The sequence below is a fragment of the Pseudomonas sp. AIG genome (genome assembly GCF_977020205.1).
Genome location: NZ_CDROCK010000008.1, coordinates 34,503 through 55,245 on the forward strand (window position 1 = coordinate 34,503; position 20,743 = coordinate 55,245).

The 20,743-nt window shown below is 58.2% G+C and carries 18 protein-coding genes; 9 read left to right on the plus strand and 9 right to left on the minus strand.

The genetic code is table 11. The annotated features are described in order from the left end of the window. Positions 1-141: 141 nt before the first annotated feature. Positions 142-1,281, minus strand: a complete 1,140-nt coding sequence (locus tag ACWR1S_RS07265; RefSeq protein ID WP_454562979.1) for a glycerate kinase — start codon at positions 1,279-1,281, stop codon at positions 142-144. Between the two features lie 217 nt (positions 1,282-1,498). After that, complete coding sequence (locus ACWR1S_RS07270) at positions 1,499-2,617, minus strand: sugar diacid recognition domain-containing protein (RefSeq protein WP_454562980.1); 1,119 nt, start codon at positions 2,615-2,617, stop codon at positions 1,499-1,501. Positions 2,618-2,788: 171 nt separating this feature from the next. Here ACWR1S_RS07270 and ACWR1S_RS07275 point away from each other — a divergent pair, with 171 nt between their 5' ends. Continuing rightward, positions 2,789-4,099, plus strand: a complete 1,311-nt coding sequence (locus tag ACWR1S_RS07275; RefSeq protein WP_331695661.1) for an MFS transporter — start codon at positions 2,789-2,791, stop codon at positions 4,097-4,099. 286 nt (positions 4,100-4,385) lie between these two features. On the opposite strand, the gene ACWR1S_RS07280 is transcribed toward ACWR1S_RS07275, so the two are convergent. Continuing rightward, positions 4,386-4,754, minus strand: a complete 369-nt coding sequence (locus ACWR1S_RS07280; RefSeq protein ID WP_454562981.1) for a hypothetical protein — start codon at positions 4,752-4,754, stop codon at positions 4,386-4,388. Between the two features lie 98 nt (positions 4,755-4,852). On the opposite strand from ACWR1S_RS07280, the gene ACWR1S_RS07285 reads away from it, so the two are divergent. The 4 genes from ACWR1S_RS07285 to rarD all read left to right on the plus strand — a co-directional run bounded on the left by ACWR1S_RS07285 (position 4,853) and on the right by rarD (position 10,100). Further along, complete coding sequence (locus tag ACWR1S_RS07285) at positions 4,853-5,752, plus strand: LysR family transcriptional regulator (RefSeq protein WP_454562982.1); 900 nt, start codon at positions 4,853-4,855, stop codon at positions 5,750-5,752. Positions 5,753-5,820: 68 nt separating this feature from the next. After that, positions 5,821-6,834, plus strand: a complete 1,014-nt coding sequence (locus ACWR1S_RS07290) for an aldo/keto reductase (protein ID WP_454562983.1) — start codon at positions 5,821-5,823, stop codon at positions 6,832-6,834. Positions 6,835-6,946: 112 nt separating this feature from the next. Beyond that, complete coding sequence (locus tag ACWR1S_RS07295; protein ID WP_454562984.1) at positions 6,947-9,064, plus strand: acyltransferase family protein; 2,118 nt, start codon at positions 6,947-6,949, stop codon at positions 9,062-9,064. A gap of 154 nt (positions 9,065-9,218) precedes the next feature. Continuing rightward, positions 9,219-10,100, plus strand: a complete 882-nt coding sequence (gene rarD, locus ACWR1S_RS07300) for an EamA family transporter RarD (RefSeq protein ID WP_454562985.1) — start codon at positions 9,219-9,221, stop codon at positions 10,098-10,100. Positions 10,101-10,160: 60 nt separating this feature from the next. Here rarD and hppD read toward each other — a convergent pair whose 3' ends face one another. Then, positions 10,161-11,237, minus strand: coding sequence for a 4-hydroxyphenylpyruvate dioxygenase (gene hppD, locus ACWR1S_RS07305; RefSeq protein ID WP_007912211.1), 1,077 nt, complete (start codon positions 11,235-11,237; stop codon positions 10,161-10,163). Positions 11,238-11,482: 245 nt separating this feature from the next. Further along, positions 11,483-12,430 (minus strand): DMT family transporter, encoded by a 948-nt coding sequence (locus ACWR1S_RS07310; protein ID WP_454562986.1) that lies wholly within the window; start codon positions 12,428-12,430, stop codon positions 11,483-11,485. A gap of 78 nt (positions 12,431-12,508) precedes the next feature. Here ACWR1S_RS07310 and ACWR1S_RS07315 point away from each other — a divergent pair, with 78 nt between their 5' ends. The 3 genes from ACWR1S_RS07315 to ACWR1S_RS07325 all read left to right on the plus strand — a co-directional run bounded on the left by ACWR1S_RS07315 (position 12,509) and on the right by ACWR1S_RS07325 (position 15,632). After that, positions 12,509-13,378, plus strand: a complete 870-nt coding sequence (locus ACWR1S_RS07315; RefSeq protein WP_454562987.1) for a LysR family transcriptional regulator — start codon at positions 12,509-12,511, stop codon at positions 13,376-13,378. A 118-nt stretch (positions 13,379-13,496) separates the two neighbouring features. After that, the gene (locus tag ACWR1S_RS07320; protein ID WP_454562988.1) at positions 13,497-15,032 is read left to right on the plus strand and encodes an EAL domain-containing protein; all 1,536 of its coding nucleotides are present in this window, start codon (positions 13,497-13,499) and stop codon (positions 15,030-15,032) included. 234 nt (positions 15,033-15,266) lie between these two features. After that, on the plus strand, positions 15,267-15,632 hold the full coding sequence (locus ACWR1S_RS07325; RefSeq protein WP_454562989.1) for a histone-like nucleoid-structuring protein, MvaT/MvaU family: 366 nt from the start codon (positions 15,267-15,269) through the stop codon (positions 15,630-15,632). Between the two features lie 218 nt (positions 15,633-15,850). Here the strand turns inward: ACWR1S_RS07325 and ACWR1S_RS07330 are convergent, their stop codons facing one another. Continuing rightward, positions 15,851-16,369 carry a DUF4946 domain-containing protein gene (locus tag ACWR1S_RS07330; protein ID WP_454562990.1) on the minus strand — a complete coding sequence of 173 codons (519 nt, stop codon included), beginning with the start codon at positions 16,367-16,369 and terminating at the stop codon, positions 15,851-15,853. Between the two features lie 139 nt (positions 16,370-16,508). Here ACWR1S_RS07330 and gloA point away from each other — a divergent pair, with 139 nt between their 5' ends. After that, entirely contained in the window at positions 16,509-17,030 is a 522-nt protein-coding gene (gene gloA, locus ACWR1S_RS07335; RefSeq protein ID WP_454562991.1) for a lactoylglutathione lyase, read from the plus strand. 254 nt (positions 17,031-17,284) lie between these two features. Here gloA and ahpF read toward each other — a convergent pair whose 3' ends face one another. The 3 genes from ahpF to ACWR1S_RS07350 all read right to left on the minus strand — a co-directional run bounded on the left by ahpF (position 17,285) and on the right by ACWR1S_RS07350 (position 20,611). Beyond that, the gene (ahpF, locus tag ACWR1S_RS07340) at positions 17,285-18,847 is read right to left on the minus strand and encodes an alkyl hydroperoxide reductase subunit F (protein ID WP_454562992.1); all 1,563 of its coding nucleotides are present in this window, start codon (positions 18,845-18,847) and stop codon (positions 17,285-17,287) included. A gap of 124 nt (positions 18,848-18,971) precedes the next feature. After that, a complete protein-coding gene (gene ahpC, locus ACWR1S_RS07345; protein ID WP_007912224.1) occupies positions 18,972-19,535 on the minus strand; it encodes an alkyl hydroperoxide reductase subunit C in 564 nt (187 codons plus the stop codon). A 137-nt stretch (positions 19,536-19,672) separates the two neighbouring features. Beyond that, the gene (locus tag ACWR1S_RS07350; protein ID WP_454562993.1) at positions 19,673-20,611 is read right to left on the minus strand and encodes a site-specific integrase; all 939 of its coding nucleotides are present in this window, start codon (positions 20,609-20,611) and stop codon (positions 19,673-19,675) included. Between the last annotated feature and the right edge of the window lie 132 nt (positions 20,612-20,743).

A 20,743-nucleotide genomic window follows, 5' to 3' on the forward strand; every position in this document is an offset into this window, starting at 1 on the left:
AGCGCAATTATTTTTCAGGGTGTTACAGCGATGAAACACAGTCATTGTTTTGTGTAGGAGCTGTCGAGTGAAACGAGGCTGCGATCTTTTGACGTTTAAAAGCAGTATCAAAAGATCACAGCCTTCGGCAGCTGATCTGGCTCAGCGTTTGACAGCGAGCTGCCAGACACGGGCGATGTCCGTCGCGCGTTCACGCAACAGGCGCGGTGCTTCGGCGCAGGCCTGCTCCAGCGTCATCGGGCCACTGGTCACGGCGAATGCCGCATCGACGCCGTGTTCGTAAAGCTCTTGATAGCCCTCACCTAACGTTCCGGCGATGACGATCACCGGCACGGCGTGCTGTTTGGCAATCCGCGCGACACCGAATGGCGTCTTGCCGCGCAAGGTCTGGGCATCGAAGCGCCCTTCCCCGGTAATCACCAGATCGGCGTCTTTGACCGCTTCGGCGAGGCCGACCAGTTCGGCGACCACTTCCACCCCGGCTTGAAACTGCGCCCCGAGAAAGGCCTTGGCGGCAAACCCCAAACCGCCCGCCGCGCCACAGCCCGGCTCGTCGCGAACGTCTTTGCCCAATGCTTGCGCGCACAGTTCGGCGAAGTGCCCCAAGGCCTGATCAAGTTGCTGCACCTGCGCCGGCGATGCGCCTTTCTGCGGACCGAAAATCGCCGAGGCACCGTGCGGGCCGCACAGCGGGTTATTCACGTCAGCGGCGATGTCGAAACGCACTTGCGCCAGGCGCGGGTCGAGTTCGCTCAGGTCCAGCTTCGCCAGTTGCGCCAACGCCAGGCCGCCGGGTACCAGCGACTGACTCTGCGCATCGAGCAACTTCACGCCCAACGCTTGCATCGCCCCGGCGCCGCCATCGTTGGTCGCACTGCCGCCGATCGCCAGAATCACCCTTTGCGCGCCGGCATCCAGCGCTGCGCGAATCAATTCACCGGTGCCGAAGGTGCCGCTGATGCAGGCATCGCGTTGCCCCAGCGGCACCAGTTGCAGGCCGCTGGCCTCGGCCATTTCGATGATTGCCGTGTGATTGTGCGGCAACCAGCCCCACGCCGCATCGACCGGCGCGCCCAACGGACCGCGCACACGGGTGCGGCGCAGCTCGCCTTCGCAGGCAGCCAGAATCGACTCGACCGTGCCTTCGCCACCGTCAGCCATCGGGCATTTGATCAGGGTGGCCTGCGGCCAGACCTGGGCCAAACCAAGCGCGATGGCTTCGGCGACGCCTTGGGCACTGAGGCTGTCCTTGAACGAATCGGGGGCGATGACGATCTTCATGCGAATTCTCCGGTTGCAATGCCCCTCATGCTGCCAGTCGGCCCGCGCCTTGACGCCGGTCCGCTGCACAAGTGGCGGGGGCGTTTATTGTTCATTTTCACAAAAGGCTCTGCGGTGAATGTACCGCCGCCATCGCGAGCAGGCTCATTCCTACAGGGGAATGCATTCCAAATGTAGGAGTGAGCCTGCTCGCGATGGCGTCTTTGAAGGCGCCCAATCAATTCGGATCAGTCTGCGGCAGCAACTGCACCCCCAGATACAGCGCCAACATCCCATCCAGCCTGAGCGGATCAACCCCACTCAACTCGGCAATCCGCTCCATCCGATACCGCAAACTGTTGCGATGAATCCCCAACGCATCGGCACAGGCCTGACTCTGGCCATCGTGCTCGCACCAACTGCGCAGCGTCGCCAGCAATTGGCCGTTGGCGTCCCTGGCGATCACTTTGCGCAACGGTTTGAGCAGTTCGTCCAGCGCATCATCGTTGCGATGCCGCCACAACATTACCGGCAAGCGATAGCGGTTCAGCGTCAGCAAACGCGAATGCGGCAACACTTCGCGGCCATAGGCGAGCAAATCACCGACTCGCCGGTAACAACGGCGCAGCCCCGCCAGTCCATCGGCCTGCCCGCCTACGGCGATGCGCAGAACCTTCCAGCCCAGACCATCGAGTTTTTCCAGCAGGCGATCATGCTCGACGTGCTGACTCGCCGGCCGACACCAGAGCAGTGACGACTTCGCCGAACTCACGCACCAACTGTCGGGATAACGCGACATCAGCCAGGCGCTCAACGCCTCGACGGTTTGCCCAGGTCCATGTTCAAGGCCCAGTTCAAAGAGATAAGGCACCCGCGTGAGTTGCGGTTTCAGTCCGAGTTGCTGTGCTTCATCCACCAGACGCGGCGAGTCCCCCGCCTCGCTCAACAACAGCGCCAGCAAATCATCACAACGCTGGCGCCGCCATTGCTGCTCGGCCTGCTGATTGCGCTGACCGACCAGCATTTCGGCGGTCATCCGCACCAGTTCTGCATACGTGCGCAGTTGCTCCGGTTCGCCGGTAATGCCGAGCACACCGATCAAGCGCTGATCAAGCAACAGCGGCAGGTTGATGCCCGGTTGCACGCCCTTCAAACGCACGGCGGTCTGCGCGTCGATTTCGACCACGCGACCGTTGGCCAGCACCAGTTGCGCACCTTCGTGACGGGTATTGATGCGCTCCGGTTCGCCGCTGCCGAGGATCAGCCCCTGGCTGTCCATGACGTTGACGTTGTAGGGCAAAATGGCCATGGCCCGGTCGACGATGTCCTGGGCGAGGTCGTGATCGAGTTCGAACATAACGGCGGCAATCCTTAATTTTCGGCACTGGCAGTTGTTCACCCGCACAGGGTCTGGCGGCAAACCCTGTGCTCAGGCACAAAGACAATCCGGCCAAAGGTGACCGAGACTCTCGGGGCGATCAACGTTACCCTTTGCATCGCAAAAAATCATAATAAAGAGAGAGCCGCTATGTCGCAGAGCGCCGCAGCTACCCAGACCATCGATGACGATAAAAACGCCGTCTACAAACGCATCACCCTGCGTTTGATCCCCTTCATTTTCATCTGCTACTTGTTCAACTACCTCGACCGGGTCAACGTTGGATTTGCCAAACTGCAGATGCTCGACGCACTGAAATTCAGCGAAACCGTGTACGGCCTCGGGGCCGGTATCTTCTTCATCGGCTACGTGCTGTGCGGCGTGCCGAGTAACCTGGCCCTGACCAAATTCGGCCCACGGCGCTGGATTGCGGTGATGATGATCACTTGGGGCACGCTGTCGACCTGCCTGTTGTTCGTCACCACCCCGACCGAGTTCTACACCCTGCGCCTGTTCACCGGCGCGGCCGAAGCCGGGTTTTTCCCGGGCGTCGTGTTGTACCTCTCGCAGTGGTTCCCGACCTTCCGCCGTGGGCGGATCATGGCGTTGTTCATGTCGGCGATCCCGGTGTCCGGATTGCTCGGTAGTCCGTTCTCTGGCTGGATTCTCAATCACTTCGCCGCAGGGCAAGGTGGTTTGGCGGGCTGGCAGTGGATGTTTCTGCTGCAAGGCATTCCTACCGTCATTCTCGGCGCCCTCGCCTATTTCCTGCTGAGCGACAGCTTCGCCAACGCCAAGTGGCTGAGCCCGCATGAGCGTGCGGTGCTTGAGGCGGATCAGGCCGAAGATTTGGCGAACAAGCCGAAAACCACGTCCGACTCGCTGCTGGCGGTATTCAAGAACCCGGCGATCTGGGCGTTTGGCCTGATCTATTTCTGCATCCAGAGTGGCGTGTACGCGATCAACTTCTGGCTGCCGTCGATCATCAAGAACCTCGGTTTCAGCGATAACCTGGTGATCGGCTGGCTGAGTGCGATTCCGTATCTGCTGGCGGCGGTGTTCATGCTGGTGGTCGGGCGTTCGGCGGACTTGCGCAAGGAGCGTCGCTGGCACTTGGTGGTGCCGATGCTGATGGGCGCGATCGGTCTGGTGATCGCGGTGAATTTCGCGGCCAATCCGGCAATTGCGATTCTCGGTCTGACCATTGCCACCATGGGCGCGTTGACGGGTCTGCCGATGTTCTGGCCGGTGCCAACCGCGATGTTGAGCGCCGGTGCGGCGGCCGGTGGTCTGGCGTTGATCAACTCGATGGGGCAGATGGCTGGCTTCCTTAGCCCGTATCTGGTGGGTTGGGTCAAGGACAGCACGGGGTCGACGGATGCGGCGTTGTACCTGCTGGCGGGTGTGATTGTTGGCGGGAGTTTGCTGGCGTTGCGCATGACGCGGACGTTGCGGGTTTGAGTTTTTGATGGATGAAAGAACGGCCCTTTTCAGGGTCGTTTTTTATTGGGGTTTCGGCTGGGCTTTTGTGGTGTTCCGGAGAGCTTTTCCCCCTCACCTCAGCCCTCTCCCCCAGGGGGGGCGAGGGGGAAAGGGAGCCGATCTGCGGGTTTTTCAAGACCTGAGTTCGACTCGGGGAACGGAAGGCGATTTGGGTGCTTTTCAGGAGCTGAGTTCGACTCGGTATCGCTCGTCGGCGTAGCTCGCTCAAACACCACGGTCAGTCCCCTCTCCCACAGGGAGAGGGTTAGGGTGAGGGCAGTGCTTTGGCGTCCAGCTCAATCACCAGACCACCCGGCATTTGCACAAAAATCTGCGCGATCCCTTCGCCCGGCACCTGCGCCAATTGATACGGCAATCCACTGTCACGAACCCGCTGCAACACCGTTTCCGCTGGCTCATCAGTACGAAACGCGATGTGGCTCAGTTCAGTGTCATCGGGCAGTGGCCGCTCGATCACATGCACCACGGCGTGTTCATCCTGATACAGCCAACGCCCCGGAAACGGAAACGGCGGTCGCCGGCCCGGCTTGAGCCCGAGCAACTTGGCAAAACCGTCCTGCAAGGTCTGACCGTCAGCGGTATTGAAGGCCAGATGATCGAATGTCCAGGTCATGAGCCTCTCCTGCGATTGTTGACTGATTGCAGTATCTGCCCTTGCCAATCACTGAAAAATCCCGCAAAAACGCAAAGATATTTAAAGGATTTTTAGCAATGAGCTCGATTCTCGATCTGGAGATCTTCGTCCGCGTCGCCGACGCCGGCAGCATCTCCGCCGCCGCTCGTGCCTTGGAGCTGACGCCAGCCGCCGCCAGTATCGCGCTGAAGCGCCTGGAAACCCGCCTCGGTATCCGTTTGTTCGCCCGTTCCACCCGCAGTATTCGTCTGACGGAAGAAGGTCGGCGTTATCTTGAAAGTGTGCGCCTGGCACTGGCGGCGCTGGCCGAGGGTGAACAGGCACTCAAACAACAAAGCGAAGGGCTGAGTGGCGTGCTGCAACTGGCCGCGCCGTCGGATTTCGGACGCAACGTGTTGTTGCCGTGGCTAGACGATTTCAAGCGCGAACACCCGAATATTCAACTGCAGCTGCTGCTCAACGACCGGCATGCCGATCTGTTTCGCGAGACCGTCGATGTCGCCCTACGCTTCGGCGTACCGAGCGATTCGACGTTGGTGGCGTTGCCGATTCTGCAGGAACACCGCCGTGTTGCCTGCGCCAGCCCTGATTATCTGGCGCGCCATGGCACCCCGCTACATCCCGCCGAACTAACTGAGCACAGCGCCCTGCTCTATCTGCGCAGTGGCCGGCCCTACAACAGCTGGCGTTTCAGTCGCAGCGATGAAACGCTGGACGTCGAAGTCCACGGCGACTACCTCAGCGATGACGGTGAAGTCGCCCGACGCTGGGCGTTGGCCGGACATGGCATCGCCTACAAGGCCTGGCTCGACATTGCCGAAGATGTCCGCGCCGGGCGGTTGGTGACGTTGTTCAATGATTGGCAAGGTGAAAGTGCGCCGTTCAATCTGCTGTGTCCGCATCGGGTGCAAGTGTCGGAACGGGTCAGGGTGTTGCAGGTATTTCTGCAAGAGCGCTGTGCAGGATTGAGCCAATAATTCACTTTGCCGCATCGCCTGCTTCTGGTATTTGATTACCCCTTTCCCACCGACAAAAGGATTTCGGCATGAGCTTTCGCACACTCGGTCACTCGGGATTGCAGGTGTCCACCCTCACCCTCGGCACGATGATGTTTGGCGAGCAGACCAGCGCAGACGATTCGCTGCGCATCATCAACAAGGCCTGGGATCAGGGCATTAATTTCATCGACACTGCCGACGTCTACACCAACGGCCGTTCCGAAGAGATCGTCGGTGAAGCGATTGCCCGTCATCGGCATGAGTGGGTGCTGGCGACCAAGGTCGGTTTCGGCCCGGTGGACGGTGTGCCGAACCGCAGCGGTTTGAGCCGCAAACATATCTTCAATGGCATCGATGCCAGCCTGACCCGGCTCGGCACCGACTATCTCGACATCTATTACCTGCACCGCGAAGACCACAACACGCCGCTGGAAGTGAGCGTGTCGGCGATTGGCGATCTGATTCGTCAGGGCAAGATCCGTTATTGGGGGTTGTCGAACTATCGCGGCTGGCGGATCGCCGAGGTGATTCGTATCGCCGATAACCTCGGCGTGGATCGTCCGGTGATCAGCCAGCCGTTGTACAACATCGTCAACCGTCAGGCCGAGACCGAGCAGATCACAGCAGCGCAAACCTATGGCCTCGGCGTGGTGCCCTATAGCCCGCTGGCCCGTGGCGTGCTCAGCGGCAAGTACGCGCCGGACGCCACACCGGACGCCAACAGCCGCGCCGGGCGTCAGGACAAGCGCATTCTGGAAACCGAATGGCGCGTGGAATCGCTGCGCATTGCCCAGCAGATTCAGCAGTACACCGAGCAGCGCGGCGTCGGGATGGTGGAGTTTGCGATTGCCTGGGTGTTGAACAACAAAGCGGTAACGTCAGCGATTGTCGGGCCGCGTACCGAAGCGCAATGGGATGCCTATACCAAGGCGCAGGCCGTGAGGATCACGGCAGAGGATGAGGCGTTCATTGATTCGCTGGTGACGCCGGGCCATGCCTCGACGCCGGGATTCAACGATGTCAGTCATTTTGTGTCGGGGCGTAAACCGTACCTGATGTGAGCTTTCCCCTGTCCGTTCGACAGCCGACACCCTCGGCTGTTGGTTCATCGATTCAAGCGCGATCAAATGGAATCAATTGATTGATCGCTCGGAAACAGCCAAGGACTTATGCATGCACAATCGCCCTGTCGAGGTATCCAGAAAGCCTTTGCGTGGGCTGCTGTTCAAATGGTTTGCCGATAAAAAGCTGCAAGAGCTACCTTCGCCGGCATCGACCGCGACCGCCGGCGATCGCAAACCCTCGATTGAATACCGGGCGGATATCGACGGGCTACGCGCAATTGCCGTGTTGCTGGTGTTGATTTTCCACGGTGGCCTGACGTTTTTCCCGTCCGGTTTTATTGGCGTCGATATCTTCTTCGTGATCTCGGGTTATTTGACGACCGCGATCATCAAGAAATCGCTGAACAACGGCACGTTCACGTTCTCGGGGTTCTATACGCGGCGAATCTGGCGCCTGCAACCGGCCGTCATTGCCTTGCTGGTGGTAACGCTGTTAATCACAACGCTGCTGTACTTGCCCGATGACTATGTCGACTTTCTCAAAAGCGAAAAGTACACGTCGCTGATCATCTCCAACCAGTACTTCGCCAAAGTCACGACGGGATATGCCACGCCCGATGCGGCCAGTCTGCCACTGCTGCACACCTGGTCGCTGGCCATCGAATGGCAGTGGTATCTGGCGCTGCCACTGGGCCTCTGGTTGCTCGACCGCTATCTGGCGAAAAGCGCTTTCAAAGCGGCGGTACTCGGCTTGACCCTGGCGGCCATGGCGCTCGCGCTGTACCTGTCTTACTCCGCTCCGGATAAAAACTACTACTTCTTCACTGCGCGAATGTTCGAATTGATGATTGGCTCCTGTGCGGTCATCTTCAGCACGGACACGTTCAGGCTCAATCGACTGAGCGCCACGCTGGTCTGCGCGCTTTCGCTGGCGACGATCATCTACTGCGCCACCCTGGAAGATATCCTGCCGGGCTTTCCGCGATACCACGCGATTGCCGTGTGCCTCGCTACGGCAGCCTTGCTGTTCAAGGGTGTTGGCGATGCGAGCATCACCTCGAAACTGCTGGCGTTCAAACCGCTGGTGTTTATCGGCACGCTCTCGTACTCCTTGTACTTGTGGCACTGGCCGATCCTGGCGGTGATGAATTACATGGGCATCGCGCTCACCCCGCCGATGACCATCGTTTACTTCGTCTGCACATTCGTCACGGCGTGGCTCTGCTATGTGTTGATCGAAAACAGGTTTCGCAAGGCCAGGCTCGGCTTTGCCAAAACCCTGGTCGTGTTGATGATCGTGCCGGCTATCGGCCTGTCGCTGCTCCACGCTGCCAGCGTCAGACAGGAAGGCTGGCCGAACCGCTTCAACCAAGGCTACAACAACGTGTTCAATGGCTTGAAAGCCTCTGTTCCGGCCTCTCGGGAGGGATGCCTGGGTGTCAGCGATGGCGCCGATCCTGGCTGTATTGCGGGCGCCGCGCAGGCCGCACCGCAAATATTGCTGATGGGCGATTCGTTTTCGAACCACTATTGGGGCTTTGTTGAAACGCTGGCCAGGGATGCCAATCTTGCCGTACTGACGCAGGGCTACCCGGCGTGCCTGGCCTTGCCCGGGATCTACCTCTACGACGTGAATAAATACACAAACGGGCTGTATCAAAAATGCCACGACGCCACTCAGCGCTATTACGACATGATTGCGAAGCAGCGTTTCAAGTATGTGATCGTGGGTCAGTTCTGGGAGGCCTATCTCGACCATGACATCGTCACGAAGCTGGATGACCCGCGCAGTCCGGAACTGTCGCAACAACGCCTCGGGCTAGCGATCCGCAAGGCCCTGGATATCATTGTAGAATCCGGTGCTACGCCGGTCTTTCTGGAAAACACCCTGCCCATGCCTGCCGGGATCAACACGTGCCTGCTGCAACAGGTCAAGTTGCGCGGGCTGATGGGCAGTGCCGAGCAAAGCAGCCTCTGCGCGACGGCGCCATGGTCAGGCGCCAAGGAGCCGGTGCTGGATCAACTGTTCAATGATCTGAAAAACGAATACCCCGGTTTGATCGTCATAGATCCGAAAATCGTGCAATGCAAAGACGACGCGTGCATGACCACCGTCGACGGTTTGCCGGTCTATCGTGACATTGGGCATATCACCGATTATGCCTCGTACAAGTTCGGCGAGATGTACCTCATGCGCTTTGGCAATCCATTGAAGGTTGCTCAGTGATGTCGACTTTATAAGGCAAGATCAAAATATCGCAGCCTGCGGCAGCTCGTGCGAGGGAATGCGTGTGAAGAATATTGAGCATCCGGCCAATATTCAGCACAAAAACCACGTATCCTTCGCGCCCCGTTTGACCATCAACCCCCGCGAGGACAGTTTGTCTAAAGGTATCGCTCTATCGGTTTCAGCCTCGGTGCTGTTTGCCGTCATGTATTACTACACTTCGCTGCTCACACCGTTGAGTGGCGTAGAGATTTTCGGCTGGCGGATGCTGCTGACCGTGCCATGCATGACCGTGTTCATGCTGGTGTCCGGCGAATGGCGGCGCGTGCTGGAGCTGGTTCGCTGGGTCGCGGCAAAGCCAAAACTGGCCGCCGGACTGGTCGTCTCGGCCGCCCTGCTCGGCGTGCAACTGTGGCTGTTCATGTGGGCGCCGCTTAACGGCTACAGCCTCGATGTGTCGCTGGGCTATTTTCTGCTGCCACTGGCGATGGTCCTGACCGGACGGATTGCCTACGGCGATAGCCTGTCGTACTTGCAAAAAGTTGCGGTGTTCTTCGCCACCCTGGGAGTATTGAACGAGCTGTATCAGGTCGGTGGTTTTTCCTGGGCGACGCTGGTGGTCGTGATCGGCTACCCGCTGTATTTCGTCCTGCGCAAATACCTGAAAACCGACCACCTCGGCGGGTTGTGGGTGGATATGACGCTGATGCTGCCGGTCGCCTGGTGGTTTGTGCAGGGCGGCGAGCAAGGGTTTGGCGTGTTTGATCAATACCCGGGGCTGATGTGGCTGATCCCGCTGCTGGGGTTGATCAGTGCGTCGGCGTTGGTGGTGTACATCATCGCCAGCCGCTTGTTGCCGTTCAGTCTGTTTGGCTTGTTGAGCTATGTTGAACCGGTGCTGCTGCTTGGTGTGGCGCTGTTGCTCGGTGAGAGCATCAAGTCCGGGGAGTGGCTGACGTACATTCCGATCTGGCTGGCGGTTGTGGTGCTGGTCTTCGAAGGTTTCAAACACCTGATGCGTCAACGCCGTCCTTAAAAGCAAAAGATCCCGGCCCTGCATCGCTGCAGGCCGGGATTTTTTCATTTCAGTGGCCGATTACTCTGTGGCAAGTACACCACGACGCACCTGATCACGCTCGATCGATTCGAACAGTGCCTTGAAGTTGCCTTCGCCGAAACCATCATCACCTTTGCGCTGGATGAATTCGAAGAACACCGGCCCCATCAGGGTTTCCGAAAAGATCTGCAGCAGCAGGCGCTTGTCGCCCTGCTCCGAGGCACCGTCGAGCAGGATGCCGCGCGATTGCAGTTGATCAACCGGCTCGCCGTGGTTTGGCAGACGGCCTTCGAGCATTTCGTAGTAGGTGTCTGGCGGCGCAGTCATGAAGCGCATGCCGATCTTCTTCAACTGATCCCAGGTCTTGATCAGGTCGTCGGTGAGAAACGCAACGTGCTGAATGCCCTCGCCGTTGAACTGCATCAGGAACTCTTCGATCTGACCCGCGCCTTTGGACGACTCTTCGTTCAGCGGGATGCGGATCATGCCGTCCGGTGCGGTCATCGCTTTCGAGGTCAGGCCGGTGTATTCGCCCTTGATATCGAAGTAACGAATCTCGCGGAAGTTGAACAATTTCTCGTAGAAGTTCGCCCAGTAGGCCATGCGACCGCGATAGACGTTGTGCGTCAGGTGGTCGATGATCTTCAGGCCAGCGCCAACCGGATTGCGATCAACGCCTTCGATAAACACGAAATCGATGTCATAGATCGAGCTGCCTTCGCCGAAACGGTCGATCAGGTACAGCGGTGCGCCGCCAATGCCTTTGATCGCCGGCAGGTTCAGCTCCATCGGGCCGGTTTCGATGTGGATCGGCTGAGCGCCGAGTTCCAGTGCACGGTTGTAGGCTTTTTGCGAATCCTTGACGCGGAATGCCATGCCACAAACCGACGGGCCGTGCTCGGCGGCGAAATACGAGGCGACGCTGTTCGGTTCGTTGTTGAGGATCAGGTTGATCGCGCCCTGACGGTACAGATGCACGTTCTTGGAGCGGTGGGTCGCGACTTTGGTGAAGCCCATGATCTCGAAGATCGGCTCCAGGGTGCCCGGCACCGGCGAGGCGAGCTCGATGAATTCAAAGCCCATCAGGCCCATTGGGTTTTCGTATAAATCTGCCATGGTGGCACCTCATCATTTCTTATCAATTAACCAGGGTTATTTGTCAGTCATGTGAGGTCGGTGGGTGGCGCGCAGGAGATGCCACGCACACTGCGGGCGAGGAAGTCACCGTAGATCAGTTGAAACCCGAATATCTTCATTGTCGACCCAAGGCTCTTGCGGGCGAGGCTTCTGCTGCCAGAAGACGATTATTATTGTATGCGTAACCCGATTCTACACAGCGTAAATAGGCTTGTCTGCTCTCTCTATAAAATCCGCTTTCCGGCGCCCGGTGCAAGGGGTTTGTTGCACAGGTAAATGCCCGCCAGGATCAGCGCGCCGCCCACGTACATGGCCGGTGTCAGTTGTTCATCAAGCAGCACTGCGCCGAAGATCACGGCCGTCAAAGGGTTTAGAGCGATAAACACCCCACTGCGCGTCGCGCCGATTTTACGGATGCCGTCGTAGTAACCGATGTACGCCAGCGCCGAGCCGAGGGCGCCGAGGTACAGCAGGCCAAGCCATTGCGGCAGACCCAGATTATTCAGCGCCTCCCAGTTCAGTTCGCCGCGCACTGCCGCCAGAACCCATAACATGAGCGTGCCGATCAGAATCGAGTACGTCACGGTCTGCACCGGCCCCAGTGTCTGGTTCAGCTCACGGGAAAACAACGAATAAACACCCCACCCCAGCACACAGCCGAGAATCAACAGATCTCCGATCCATGCGTCAGGCGTTGCAGCCAGTAATTGCGGGTTGCGGCTGATAATGACCAGCCCGGCACCGCCAATACAGGTGGCGATACCGGCGGTTTTAAGCCGGCCCAAGCGTTCTTTGAACAGCCACCACGAGGCAAGCCCGATCACCGCCGGGTTCAACGCCACAATCAACGAAGCGCGCGACGCGTTGATGTATTGCAGGCCGTAAAAGAAGCACAGGTTGTAAAAGAAGATCCCGAAGAACCCCAGCAGCGCCAGTTGTAACCATTGCCGTGGCGACGGCCGCGCCAAGGGAATCCGCGCCAGCCACAAGCAGCCAAGCAGCGCCGCACTGGCGAGCAAGAAGCGCAGGCTGGCCGCAAACATCGGACTGAGAATGCCGGCCAGAAAACGCCCAGCGACAAAGGTCCCGCCCCAGATCATGGTCACCGCCGCCAGTGTCAGATAAACCGGGATGTCGGACGATGTTGTGTGCAGTTGCTCGACGTTGCGCATGACGCTCCAGATCAAAAAAACCAGGGAATGCCGTATCATTCACCTCATTATTCGTCATCGTAAAATGAGCAAATACTCATGACCCTTACCCAACTGGAAATCTTCTCGCTGGTCGCAGAACTGCGCGGGTTCACCCTCGCGGCCCAGCGGCTGGGGATTTCGCAGTCGGCGGTGTCCCACGCGATGAAGTCGCTGGAGCAGGAACTCGGCGTCGAGCTGCTGCATCGCCACCAGGCGTCAGTGGAACTCAGTGATATCGGCAAGCAATTGCTGCTGCGCGCCCGCGCCATGCTCGGTCTGGCCAACACCTTGCGTCAGGAAGCCGCCGATGCACGCGGCATGAAAAGCGGCACCCTGCGCATCGGCTCGTTCGGGCCAACCTCGTCGATCAAACTGTTGCCCAGGATTCTGCGGCAATATCGCGAGGCGCATCCGGGCATCGAAGTGCACATCGATGAAGGGCCGGATCGACAAGTGACGCAATGGCTGGAAGAGCGGCGGATCGACATCGGATTCGTGGTGCTGCCCGAAGAGCGCTTCGACACGTTTGCCTTGATCGAAGACCAGATGGTTGCCCTGCTCCCTGCAGGCCATCCGTTGGCAGCGCGGCCGGCGTTGAGCCTCAAGGATTTGTGCGACACCCCGTTCGTGCTGACCGAGGCCGGTTCTTCGGAGCTGGTGTCGCGGCTGTTCATGGCCGCGCGTTTGCAACCCAACATTCGCTATCGCAGCTCGCAACTGCTCAGCACGCTCGACACGGTCAGCCGTGGTGATGCCATCACCATCGTCGCCGAAGGGTCACTGCCCAACGACGCCACACCTCACTATGTGAAGAAACCCTTGATGCCGACTGTGCAGCGTCAGGTCGGACTTGCCGTCCTCGATCAACGCCAGGCGTCCCCGGCTACGCTGGCCTTTATCGAGTTGGCAACGCGGATGAAACACTGATGGGCGGCGCATGCGCCTTCTGCCATCTATCCTCCCCTCTGGCTGATGTGTTTTTCAGCGGCGCGCCGTTGTCCGGCCTGCCTTCAAGAGCCCCCTTCCATCGCGACAGGATGCGCCCATGCCGTTGACCGTCAAACCCCGCCGAACGCGCAGCAGCCGCATCGTCGTGACCCTGCTCAGCGGCTTGCTTCCGGTGTTGCTGGGCAGCGCGATTCTTTATATGCAGGCCGAACGCACACTGGAACAAGGTTCACGGCAGACTGCCGAAGAAGCGTTGCGCCAGTTCGATTTGATGCTCGATAACACTGCCCAGGCAGCCCGCGAATTGCTGCCACTGGCCGGCCAGACCTGCGAGAACGTCAAACTCGCCCTGCGCGAGCAAGTGACTCGCCGGCCATTTGTACGCTCGACCAATCTGGTGTGGGACGACAACCTCTATTGCAGCTCCTTGTTTGGCGACTTCAAGGAGGCGGTCAATGCCGGCGATTACAATCAGGGCAAGTTGTGGCTGATGAATGGCAACCCGGTGACACCCAACACCGCCCTGCTGGTCTATCGGCTCAGCGAAGGTCGCGGCGGCGCCCTGACGACACTGGACGGTTACCATCTAAGCAACATGTTGCGTCTGATCGGCCGGCACATGTTGCTGGTGCTGCAAGTGGGCGACAACTGGCTGTCGGCCGACGGACAAGTACACACCGGCGCCCTGCCCGAGTTGCCGATAGCGCAACACACACTGGATTCTTCAGGCTATGCGTTCAGCGTTTCTGCCGGTTTTCCCGAGGGCGAAATCTGGCGCTACATGGCCGATGAATATCCGCCACTGTTCAGTCTGTTGATCTTTTTTGGCGTGGTCTCGGGTGCCATCGGCCATGTTTTGCAAAAGCGTTCTACTTCACCGAGCCACGAGATGCTCCGCGCGCTGGAAGCCGGCGAGTTCATTCCTTACTTCCAGCCCGTGGTGCATGGCGACAGCAAAAAATGGTCGGGCGCTGAAGTGTTGATGCGCTGGACCCACCCCAAAGAAGGCGTGGTGCGCCCGGATCTGTTTATCCCGTTCGCCGAGCATTCTGGCCTGATCGTGCCGATGACCCGCGCCCTGATGCAACAGACCGCTGCGCTGCTGGGGCCGCTGTCATCGACGTTCCCCCCGCCATTTCACATCGGCATCAATATCACCGCGAGCCATTGCAAGGATCTGGATCTGGTGGAGGACTGCCGGGTGTTTCTCGCCGCGTTCGTTCCCGACAGCATCAGCCTGGTACTGGAGTTGACCGAGCGCGAGTTGATTGAGCCGACCGACATCACCCGGCAACTCTTCGAGCAATTGCATGCGCTGGGTGTGAAGATCGCGATCGACGACTTCGGCACCGGCCACTCGAGCCTTGGCTACTTGCGCAAATTCAATGTCGACTTTCTCAAGATTGATCAGAGTTTCGTCGCCATGATCGGCATCGATGCGCTATCCCGACACATTCTCGATACCATTATCGAACTGTCGGCCAAGCTTGATTTGGGTATTGTTGCCGAAGGTGTCGAAACTCAGGCGCAAGCCGATTATCTGACCGAACATCACGTCAACTTTCTGCAAGGCTACCTGTTCGGCAAACCGATGCCGGCGGCGGACTTCATCAGCGCATTAACTCACCATTAACTAAACCGGATTAAGACGAGCGTCCCGATCAGGCGCACCAAATTGATACAAAAGACCGCAGTTGTTACATCAAGACAACATCAGGATTTACTCTTGGCGCATTAACTACTACAATTTTTTCAACCTGAGCAAAATTGGCAGGTGAGCCATTTATCACCGAGTCGCTTCAAGGCTCTTGGCTTATAGCTTTGTTTGCGGTTGGTATCAGCCAAACACACTATTGGAGTAAAGATATTGTCCAGACTCGCTGAATTTCGTGCAGCTGAAAAGGCCCTTCAGGAACAGCTCAAGCAGCTGGAATCGCTGAAGAACGATGCCGGGCTCAAGAAAGAAATCGAATTCGAAGAAAAGCTCCAGGGGCTGATGAAAACCTACGGCAAAGGCCTGAAAGACATCGTCGCCATCCTCGATCCGAACCCGGCAAAATCCGGTCTGCAGACCTCTGCAGCACCTAAAACCCGCCGCGCTCGCGTGGTCAAGGTTTATCACAACCCGCACACCGGTGAACTGATCGAAACCAAAGGCGGCAACCACCGCGGCCTGAAAGCCTGGAAGGAACAATACGGTGCCGCCACCGTTGATTCCTGGTTGCGCGGTTAATCCCGCGCCGAAAAAAAGCCCTGCATGATGCAGGGCTTTTTTATTGACAATATCTAACAAATGAAATGAATTTCATCTAACAATTTTCGACTTTTCTGTAACGTTGCTGAGTCAGAAAGCTAAACATTTTGCTGCGCAATGTTGCGATCGCAGCCCTTCGTTAAACTTTGTGCTTAATCCCTTCGGGTATCTAATCAAGCCGTGAAGAGTACAGCGACTTAAAGTTTCAAGCTGTTTCTCAGCGCCACTATCTCGTCTGCGCTTGCCTTATAAACCTCCGCCTGTCCGGCGTAGGAAAGAACATAAGCCTTGTCGGCCTCGACCGCCGCCACCAGGGTTTGCGACAACACATGTCGACCGTTTTCGGTGATCGTGCAAGTGGTTTCCAGCGCCGACAAAGTGCCCAGCGTGGCCTCATGCACTTTGTTGCAGACACTCTGGTAGCCGCCCTGGAAGAAGTCCTTCTGTATCGACTTGCGCATTTCCAGCAGCACACCTTGCAAATTGACCTGGTGGCCCTTCTCAACTTGCGTCATGGTCAACTCCATGACCATCACTTGATTGCCATCGGCGTCGTTCTTGACCGCACGTTGACGGGAAACCTGCGCCGTCGCCTCGGGCAGCGCCTCGACTTCCCAACCGGCCGGCCAGGTCACAACGGGCTCGTCCGCTGATACGCCAACAGCCACAAGAGACAACGCAGAAAACACAAACAGGGATTTGAACAGTCGGATCATTGCCGGGCGCACTCGCAGATTGAGCCGTAAAGTCTGAGCCTCGCCCGCACGCAGGGCAAGTCTGCCCTTTCATTTGGCGATGCCGGCAGGCATGCGTATCATTGCGCCCATTCACTCGCCCATAGTTATTGGAGGGCCCATGAGCCTGCACGAACTCAACACTTTCCCCGGCGTCACCGCCACGCCAGACAGCGCAACCCGCAACTTCGTCTTCAACCACACCATGCTGCGCGTCAAAGACATCACTAAATCCCTGGACTTCTACACCCGCGTGCTGGGTTTCTCGCTGGTTGAGAAGCGTGACTTCCCGGAAGCCGAATTCAGCCTGTACTTCCTCGCACTGGTCGATCAATCGCAGATCCCGGCCGACGCCGCTGCTCGCACTGAATGGATGAAGTCGATTCCAGGCATTCTGGAACTGACTCACAACCACGGTACCGAGAACGACGCGGATTTCGCCTATCACAACGGCAATACCGATCCGCGTGGTTTCGGTCATATCTGCATTTCGGTGCCGGATATTGTGGCGGCGTGTGCACGCTTTGAAGAATTGGGCTGCGACTTCCAGAAGCGCCTGAGCGATGGCCGCATGAAAAGCCTGGCGTTCATCAAGGATCCGGATGGTTACTGGGTAGAGATCATCCAGCCTGCGCCGCTGTAAAAGCTGAAAAGCCCCTCACCCTAGCCCTCTCCCAGAGGGAGAGGGGACTGATTGGGGGATATTGCGGAAGTTCACCGACTTGAACGATTGGCGTTGAATCCATAATCGATCAGGTCTTACTGGTCGACGCACCACTTCAGACACCTTGGTCGGCTCCCTCTCCTTCGGGAGAGGGCTGGGGTGAGGGGCAGCTTTTGACGCGCAATAAAAAACCCGTGATCGCTCACGGGTTTTTTTCATTTCTGGCCGGACGTTTAAGCCGGCGCCGAAGTGCGAATCAAGTGATCAAAGGCGCTCAACGAAGCCTTGGCACCCTCGCCCACCGCAATCACGATCTGCTTGTACGGCACAGTCGTCACGTCGCCGGCAGCGAAGATGCCCGGAATCGAAGTCTCACCACGGTTGTCGACGATGATCTCGCCCCGCGGCGACAGCTCGATGGTGCCCTTCAGCCAGTCAGTGTTCGGCAGCAAACCGATCTGCACGAAGATCCCTTCCAGCTCGACAGTACGCAACTCATCGGTGTTGCGATCCTTGTAGCGCAAGCCGTTGACCTTCTCGCCGTTACCGGTGACTTCAGTGGTTTGCGCACTGGTGATCACGGTGACGTTCGGCAGGCTGTGCAACTTGCGTTGCAGTACGGCGTCAGCGCGCAGTTGTACGTCGAACTCCAGCAGGGTTACGTGCGACACGATCCCGGCCAGGTCGATGGCCGCTTCCACGCCGGAGTTACCGCCGCCAATCACCGCCACACGCTTGCCTTTGAACAGCGGACCGTCGCAGTGCGGGCAGTACGCCACGCCTTTGTTACGGTATTCCTGCTCGCCCGGCACGTTCATTTCTCGCCAGCGCGCACCGGTCGCCAGAATCACACTCTTGGCTTTGAGGGTCGCGCCGCTGGCGAAGCGGACTTCGTGCAGCTCGCCGTTCTTGCCCGCGATCAGCTTGTCGGCGCGTTGCAGGTTCATGATGTCGACGTCGTACTGCTTGACGTGTTCTTCCAGCGCCGTGGCCAGTTTCGGGCCTTCGGTTTCCTGCACGGAAATGAAGTTCTCGATGGCCATGGTGTCGAGCACCTGACCGCCAAAACGCTCAGCCGCAACACCAGTGCGAATGCCTTTACGTGCAGCGTAAATCGCTGCCGAAGCACCGGCCGGGCCACCGCCGACAACGAGCACGTCGAAGGCCTCTTTGGCGCTGATCTTTTCAGCCTGACGCTCGATCGCGCCGGTGTCGAGTTTGGCCAGAATCTCTTCCAGGCCCATGCGGCCCTGACCGAAGTTTTCACCGTTGAGGTAAATGCTCGGCACGGCCATGATCTTGCGATCGTTGACTTCGTCCTGGAAAAGCGCGCCGTCGATAGCGACGTGGCGGATATTCGGATTGAGCACGGCCATCAGGTTCAGCGCCTGGACCACGTCCGGGCAGTTCTGGCAGGACAGCGAGAAGTACGTCTCAAAGCTGAACTGACCTTTGAGCGAGCGGATCTGCTCGATCACTTCAACGCTGGCTTTCGATGGGTGGCCGCCGACTTGCAACAAGGCCAGCACCAGCGAAGTAAATTCGTGGCCCATCGGGATGCCGGCGAAACGCAGACTGATGTCAGCGCCCGGGCGGTTGATCGAGAACGATGGCTTGCGAGCATCGTCACCGCTGTCGATCAAGGTAATTTGGCTCGAAAGGCTGGCAACGTCTTTCAGCAGTTCCAGCATTTCACGGGATTTCGCACCGTCGTCGAGGGAGGCAACGATCTCGATCGGCTGGGTGACCCGTTCCAGGTACGATTTCAACTGGGCTTTAAGATTGGCGTCCAACATACGGGCGATTTCCTTTATTTGAGGCGAAAAAAAGCCCGAGCGAATCTCGCCCGGGCATTTTTATGGGGCGGTGCAGCGTACTTAAGAAGGTGCGGCGTACCGCCCTGAGTTGCGTGTCACAGACTTAGATCTTGCCGACCAGGTCCAGGGACGGTGCCAGAGTGGCCTCGCCTTCTTTCCACTTGGCTGGGCAGACTTCGCCTGGGTGAGCAGCAACGTACTGAGCAGCCTTGATCTTGCGCAACAGCTCGGAAGCGTCACGGCCAACGCCGCCATCGTTCAGTTCAACGATTTTGATCTGGCCTTCAGGGTTGATCACGAAGGTGCCACGGTCAGCCAGGCCAACTTCTTCGATCAGCACGTCGAAGTTGCGGGAGATGGCGTGGGTCGGATCGCCGATCATGGTGTATTCGATTTTGCCGATGGCTGGCGAAGTGTTGTGCCAGGCAGCGTGGGCAAAGTGGGTGTCGGTGGAAACGCTGTAGATTTCTACGCCGAGTTTCTGGAAAGCAGCGTAGTTGTCAGCCAGGTCTTCCAGTTCGGTTGGGCAAACGAAGGTGAAGTCGGCTGGGTAGAAAAACACGACCGACCACTTGCCTTTCAGGTCAGCGTCCGAGACTTGAACGAAGTCGCCGTTTTTGAACGCGGTAGCTTTGAACGGTTTTACTTGGCTGTTGATGATAGGCATTGATGACTCTCCGTCAGTGGTTATGAAGTTGATGGGTGAATCCTACCCACTCACTCGACGGAAGGCTCATTGGCAAACCTGATGCTGCTGATTTGTTTTCGCTATTAGCTGACTGTATTAATAGAAGAAAACGATCTCTACGACGAAGCCGGTTTATCCGTAATCCGAGCCATTCCCTGGAATGGGCTGGCTTCAACATAGCGCATGGCGGACTTCATATCCTTCCAGCCGACGTAACTCATCAACGATTTCAGATCCCAGCCACTTTGGTGTGCCCACGTAGCGAAGCCGCGGCGCAGGGAGTGACTGGTGTAGTTCTCGGCGGCAATGCCCGCACGCTGCAAGGCCTGGCGCAGCAGAGGAATGATGCTGTTGGCGTGCAGCCCCTCCTCGTTCAGATTGCCCCAGCGGTCGATGCTGCGAAAAACCGGGCCACGCACCAGCGCCGCCTCCGTGATCCAGTCGATGTAGGCCTGCACCGGGCAGAGCTTGAGCAGCGCCGGCGCTTGATAGGTCTGCCCGAGGTTCTCGCGATCACCCTTGCTGCGTGGCAAATACAAGGTGATGCCTTTCCCTGCGTGCGCCTGCACGTGTTCGATTTGCAAGCGACACAACTCATCACTGCGGAAGCCACGCCAGAATCCCAGCAGAATCAAGGCGCGATCACGGTAAGCCTTGAGGAGTAACGGGCGGTCCTGCTGCTCTCTCGCGGTTTGTATTTCATGCTCAAGCCAATCGATGACGCGCTGCAGATCCTGCAACTGCAGCGGCTCCGCCTGTTTCTCCTGTGCCGGGTGCAGCGCGCGAATCCCCTTGAACACCTTGCGCACCACCGGCGCCTTGGTCGGATCGGCAAACCCTTGGCTGTTGTGCCACTGCGCCAGCGCCGACAGCCGCAGCTTCAACGTATTGATCGACAACTCCTCAGCGTGCGCCACCAGATAACGCGCAACGCTATCAGCCGTCGCCGGCAGAAACCCGCCCCACTTCACTTCGAAATGCTCGATGGCCGCGCGATAGCTGCGGCGAGTGTTGTCACGGGTGGCGGCTTGCAGATAGCGATCCAGATCGCTCATGGGCTGTTTTCTCGCTGGCGTACTGAGACAGGGATGCAGACGCGCATTTTGCCGTCTGACACTGGGTAATACCAGTATATCCCGTGTCTTTATTATCAAATGTTTACCTTTATTTTCTGGATGGTACACTGC